This is a genomic window from Shimia marina (assembly GCF_001458175.1).
Taxonomy (GTDB): Bacteria; Pseudomonadota; Alphaproteobacteria; order Rhodobacterales; family Rhodobacteraceae; genus Shimia; species Shimia marina.
The window spans coordinates 271,710-277,727 of sequence record NZ_CYPW01000027.1 but is presented as its reverse complement, the minus strand read 5'-3'; the positions used below and the strand labels follow the sequence as shown (position 1 = coordinate 277,727).

The following is a 6,018-nucleotide window of genomic DNA, read 5'->3' as shown; positions in this document are numbered from 1 at the left end:
CCAATTCCGCCACACCCGCACTGTGCGCGCGTCTTAGCAAAGCTCCTGATGGGATGCGAGCGGAAAATGCACCAGCGCTGAAAACAAGTCTGCAACCGCCCCTCTCTTGGAGGTGTGATGGCTCAACGTGTCAAAATCGCTGTGCAAACCCAGTGCATTTAAACCCAACTGGCCGCGACAAAATCCGCGTGCCACACATCATGTCAGCCGTCCAACTTGTGCAGGATCTTGGGCAAAATCTCTGGCAGGTCTTCTGCAATCAGCCCCGGCCCAAATGCACGCGCGCACTCCACGTGCAACCACGCAGCGGATTCCGCTGCCATTTTTGGAGCAAATCCGCGCGCCAAAAGCCCTGTTATGAAGCCCGCCAAAACATCCCCGGATCCCGCAGTCGCAAGCCAAGGTGCCGCCCGATCGTAAACAGCAGCATGAACAGCGCAAGTGCCCTCTGCTGAAGCAATCACAGTATCAGCCCCCTTAAATAATACCGTACATCCTGCCCGCGCTGCCGCCGCGCGCGTCGCATCCACTTTTGAGTAGGCCGGACCTTTGGTTGGCGGCGCGTGGAGCTGGGCGGCAATATCTGGGAACAAACGCGCAAATTCTCCACCATGCGGAGTCAGAACAACTTGTTCGTGTAGGCGCTCAAAAAGCGTTTCGGGATCCTCCGAGAAGGCACTCAACGCATCTGCATCCAGCACTGTTGCGCGCCGGCTTCGCAGCGCCACCGGCACCAGCTCCCGCGCCCGCTCAAACCCCATCCCCGGCCCCAGACACAGCGCATTTAGCCGCTGATCCTCCAGAGCCTTCTCAAAGGCTTGCGCATCGCCCACGCGCTGCAACATCAGTGCGGTAATTTGACAGGCCACTTCCTGCTGTGCGGCAGGCGGCACCCCAAGCGTGACCAACCCAGCCCCAATCCGCAAAGCCCCACGCGCCGCCAGCCGCGCCGCGCCCGTTTTTCCGGGACCACCAGAGAGGATCACAGCATGGCCGTGCGAAAATTTGTGCTCTTCGCTCCATTTTTCCAGATATGCCGACGGGCTCTCGACCAAGGAAGCAACCACCCGCCCAATACGTTTTTCTCCCGTCAAAGCGACCAGAGCTTCGCGGGATGTTCGATCCCCCAGATCCGCATGCCCCAATCCAATATCTTTCACGACAACCTTATTACATGCAGTAACGCCACCGTAATTCCCACCATCACTAACTAAGTAATGCCCCGGTTTGGCGCTATGAAATGTAACGGTTAAATGGGTCGGCAATGCTCCAAAGTCTTTGCCGCTATCACTACATACACCGCTAGGAAAGTCTATTGCCACAAACTTGTCTGCACCGCGCACCTGGGAATAATGGGCCATTGCCGAAGGCATGAAGCCTGACCACATCTCAGACGTATCGGTTGGCATCATCCGTGTCAGTCCTGTACCAAACAAGGCGTCTATAACAAGAATTTGACACTCTTCATCATCCTCATATGCATCGCGTATGTGTAAATCACCCCAAGACATGACCTCCCTCAACGCAGACCACCGCTCATAATTTACCCGCGCATCTGGTGGCAGCTTCTCGGCATCGCCGTAAAAAAATACCTCAACCTGCCAGCCCCTCTCATGCAGCAGGCGCGCCACAACAAACCCGTCGCCACCGTTGTTGCCGGGTCCACAGAGCACCACCGCCCGCTTCATTTGGCCAGAAATATGACGGAGGTCTGGGGGCTGCCCCCCAGCGTCTTGGCTTACGCAATCGAACTCCGGCCATTCCTCAAATATGGCCTCCACAACGCCCTGCCCGGCCCGCTCCATCAGTTCCAGACCGGTCACGTCACCCGACTCAATCGCCGCCTGCTCAATGGCGCGCATTTGGGCAGCGGTCAGCAATTCGCTCATTTTCAGATCACCACGCGATTCAATTTAGCGCAGTTTTGCGCCATTATGCCTAATTTTTAATCACACACAAACAATCCGTAAACAACGGATGGTCTCTTGCACCCTATCCAATTGTGACGTGCAAATGAAAGTGATCTGTCGAAATGCAACAAGCATCTGAGGGGGAGCCTCCACATGAAAAAGATCGAAGCCATCATCAAGCCTTTTAAGCTTGATGAAGTGAAAGAAGCTCTGCAGGATTTTGGCATCCAGGGCCTGAGCGTTGTAGAAGTCAAAGGCTTTGGTCGCCAGAAAGGTCACACGGAACTCTATCGTGGGGCGGAATATGTGGTGGACTTCCTGCCAAAGGTAAAAATCGAAGTTGTGCTGGAAGATGATCAGGTCGACGGCGCCATCGAAGCCATCGTGGGCGCAGCCAAGACCGATAAGATCGGCGACGGCAAGATCTTTGTCTCTCCAGTAGAACAAGCCATTCGTATCCGTACCGGTGAAGCCGGCCCGGACGCGCTGTAATTTCAACCAGAATTCAAAGCAATCAGAAGGACTAAGGGAATGAGCGCAGACGCAGTTCTCCAGCTGATCAAAGACGAAGATGCGGCTTATGTCGACATTCGTTTCACCGACACACGCGGCAAGCTTCAGCACGTGACCGTTGATGTGGATCTCGTTGACGAAGACTTCCTCGAAGAAGGCTTCATGTTCGACGGCTCCTCCATCGAAGGTTGGAAATCCATCGAAAACTCCGACATGAAACTGATCCCGGACACCACCTCCGCTTATGTAGATCCGTTCTATGCCGAGAAAACCATCTGCATCCACTGCTCCATCGTTGAGCCAGACACTGGCGAAGCTTATGAGCGTGACCCACGTGGCACCGCCGAGAAAGCCGAAGCTTACCTTAAGTCTTCCGGCATCGGTGATGTGGCCTACATGGGCCCAGAAGCAGAGTTCTTCCTGTTTGATGACGTTCGCTTTGAGAACAAAATCAACAAAGTGTCCTACGAAGTCGATGCGATCGACGGTTCCTGGAACACCGACACCGAATATGAAATGGGCAACATGGGCCACCGCCCAGGCATCAAAGGCGGCTACTTCCCAGTAAACCCAACCGATGACAGCCACGACCTGCGCTCCGAGATGCTTTCCACCATGAAGCGTCTGGGCATGAAAACTGACAAGCACCACCACGAAGTGGCGTCCTGTCAGCACGAGCTGGGCCTGATCTTTGACACGCTCACCAAACAGGCCGACGAGCTGCAGAAATACAAATACGTGATCCACAATGTGGCCGCGTCCTACGGCAAATCTGCAACCTTCATGCCAAAGCCGATTTACGGCGACAACGGCACCGGCATGCACGTGAACATGTCCATTTGGAAAGACGGCAAGCCGCTGTTCGCAGGCGACAAATACGCCGACCTGTCTCAGGAAGCGCTGTACTTCATCGGTGGTGTTCTCAAGCACGCGAAAACCCTGAACGCCTTCACCAACCCATCGACCAACTCCTACAAGCGTCTGATCCCGGGTTTTGAAGCACCAGTTCTGCGCGCCTATTCCGCGCGCAACCGCTCCGGCTGTGTCCGTATCCCATGGACCGAAAGCCCGAAAGCCAAGCGCGTAGAAGCCCGCTTCCCAGACCCATCTGCCAACCCATACCTGTGCTTCGCAGCACTGCTGATGGCTGGTCTTGACGGCATCAAAAACAAGATTGATCCAGGCGAAGCCATGGACAAGAACCTCTATGATCTTCCTGCAGAAGAGCTGGCCGGTATCCCAACCGTCTGCGGCTCCCTGCGCGAAGCGCTGGACTCTCTGGCCGCAGATCATGACTTCCTGCTGGCAGGCGACGTGTTCACCAAAGACCAGATCGAAGGCTACATCGAGCTGAAAATGGGCGAAGTTGAGCACTATGAGCACACTCCACACCCCGTCGAATTCGGCATGTACTACAGCTGCTAAGCTTTCGTGGGACAGTGAAAAGAAAGGGCGCCTCTCAGGGCGCCCTTTTGCTGTTAAGCCCACTGAGAGGCAGTATGCTAGCGGATGCCCTCCCGCCCCTTATCCACCCGATAATAGGCCCAGAGCAGCCGTGCGGCCACGCTCCGCCACGGGGACCACGCCGCCGCCATTTCTCTGAGCGCCCGCTCTTTGGGACGCTCCGGCAGGTCAAACAGCATCCGCGCGCTTTCCTGCAGCGCCAGATCTCCGGGGGCAAACACATCAGCGCGACCAAGCGAAAACATCGCATAAATCTCTGCCGTCCAAATGCCGATGCCGCTCACCTTGGTCAGGGTCTTGAACACAACCTCATTTGGAGATTCGCGCAGCGCGTCAAAATCGATGCCTTCCGCGGCCAAGGCTCGCGCGTAGCGCATTTTTTGTCGACTGAGTCCAGCTGCTTTTAAGTCCTCATCAGTGGCCCCAGCGATCGCATGCGGCGTCACCAAACCCGCATCTTGCATCCGACCCCAAATCGCCGCCGCCGAGGCCACACTCACCTGCTGACTGACAATCGCGCTGAGAAGTTGGTCAAACCCGTCCGGGCGCAGCCGCAAAGGCAACGGCCCTGTCAATCGCAGCGCCTCTGCAAAATGTGGATTTTGCTCGGCAAGCCAAGCCGCCCCTTCCGCAATGCAAGCATCCGTTTTGATGATCCGCCCAACCGACATATCCCCCCTCCCTTTTTTCGCTGCGACGCCCCAAAACCCGCACAGAATCTCTCAAGATACCTGCGCTGTCGTTGAAAGAAACCCAAAACCATCATCCTGCGAAATACACCCATTCAAAAATCGTGATACGTTACGACCTTTGCAGCTATAGACGCAGCTTTTTTAACCCGTTAACGGTTGGCGCATGACCCAAGTTGTAGACGACTCCCGCGCCCGCCGCACTGTATTCATTCTGGTTCTCGCTCAGGCTTTTCTGGGCGCGCAGATGCCGATGATCTTTACCATTGGCGGGCTTGCCGGACAGTCGCTGGCAACAAATGCATGTTTCGCCACATTGCCGATTTCCCTGATCGTTCTTGGTTCCATGGTCTCTGCGACACCTATCTCGGCGATCATGCAGAAATACGGCCGCCGTGTGGGCTTTTTGATCGGAACATTGGGAGGAGCCTTGGGAGGCGCCATTGGGGCCTATGGTCTGTACCTCAACTCCTTTCCGATCTTTCTGGCCGGATCCTTCTTGACTGGCGTTTATATGTGCGCACAGGGCTTTTACCGCTTCGCTGCCGCCGACACAGCTTCTGACTCTTTCCGCCCCAAGGCAATTTCTTATGTGATGGCCGGCGGCCTGTTATCAGCCCTCATTGGACCACAATTGGTCAAAGTCACCTCTGACAGCATGATCATCCCCTTTATGGGGGCCTATATTGCCGTGGTTGTCTTAAATATTTTGGGCTCCGCTCTGTTTTTCTTCATAAACATCCCAACACCAAAGCCGCCGTCGGAAAACACACCCAAAGGCCGCAGTCGCTGGGAGTTGATTACCACGCCACGCATCACCGTCGCAGTGATCTGCGCCATGGTGTCTTATGCGCTGATGAACCTTGTCATGACATCTACCCCCCTTGCCGTTGTGGGCTGTGGCTTTGAACAGGACGACGCGGCCAACATCGTCTCGGCACATGTGATTGCAATGTTCCTGCCGTCCTTCTTCACCGGCCATCTGATTGCCCGCTTTGGGGTCGAAAAGATCCTTGCGCTTGGATTGGTGATCCTTGCCGGTGCTGGGGCCGTCGCTCTTCAGGGCGTTGAGTTGGAAAACTTCTTTGTCGCCCTGATCCTTCTGGGCGTTGGCTGGAACTTCGGCTTCATCGGTGCCACAACCATGCTGGCAGGCGCACATGATCCAAGCGAGCGTGGCAGGATGCAGGGCATGAATGATCTGATCGTCTTTGGCGGTGTGACTTTTGCCTCGCTGGCCTCCGGCGGGCTGATGAACTGCTCGGGCGGCAGTGCTGCCGTGGGCTGGACCAGCGTGAACCTCGCAATGGCTCCGTTCCTGATGCTGGCCGGTGGCGCTTTGATCTGGCTGGTACTGCGCCCCTCAGAAGAAACTGCGTAAAGCGGGCGGCAGTCGTGCCCCTGTGCTTAAGGGTCGCCAAGTTGCTCAAACGGCTGCGCAG

The 6,018-nt window shown here is 56.0% G+C and carries 5 protein-coding genes; 3 read left to right on the top strand and 2 right to left on the bottom strand.

Annotated features, from left to right (window positions below):
• Positions 1 to 203: 203 nt before the first annotated feature.
• Entirely contained in the window at positions 204 to 1,889 is a 1,686-nt protein-coding gene (locus SHM7688_RS14045) for a bifunctional ADP-dependent NAD(P)H-hydrate dehydratase/NAD(P)H-hydrate epimerase (RefSeq protein WP_058240566.1), read from the bottom strand.
• A 174-nt stretch (positions 1,890 to 2,063) separates the two neighbouring features.
• On the opposite strand from SHM7688_RS14045, the gene SHM7688_RS14040 reads away from it, so the two are divergent.
• Together SHM7688_RS14040 and glnA are read left to right on the top strand one after the other, a co-directional pair.
• Positions 2,064 to 2,402, top strand: a complete 339-nt coding sequence (locus SHM7688_RS14040) for a P-II family nitrogen regulator (RefSeq protein ID WP_058240565.1) — start codon at positions 2,064 to 2,066, stop codon at positions 2,400 to 2,402.
• A gap of 39 nt (positions 2,403 to 2,441) precedes the next feature.
• Positions 2,442 to 3,848 (top strand): type I glutamate--ammonia ligase, encoded by a 1,407-nt coding sequence (gene glnA / locus SHM7688_RS14035; RefSeq protein WP_058240564.1) that lies wholly within the window; start codon positions 2,442 to 2,444, stop codon positions 3,846 to 3,848.
• 77 nt (positions 3,849 to 3,925) lie between these two features.
• Here glnA and SHM7688_RS14030 read toward each other — a convergent pair whose 3' ends face one another.
• Positions 3,926 to 4,558 carry a DNA-3-methyladenine glycosylase family protein gene (locus SHM7688_RS14030; RefSeq protein ID WP_058240563.1) on the bottom strand — a complete coding sequence of 211 codons (633 nt, stop codon included), beginning with the start codon at positions 4,556 to 4,558 and terminating at the stop codon, positions 3,926 to 3,928.
• Positions 4,559 to 4,742: 184 nt separating this feature from the next.
• Here SHM7688_RS14030 and SHM7688_RS14025 point away from each other — a divergent pair, with 184 nt between their 5' ends.
• Entirely contained in the window at positions 4,743 to 5,957 is a 1,215-nt protein-coding gene (locus SHM7688_RS14025) for an MFS transporter (protein WP_058240562.1), read from the top strand.
• Positions 5,958 to 6,018 lie beyond the last annotated feature (61 nt).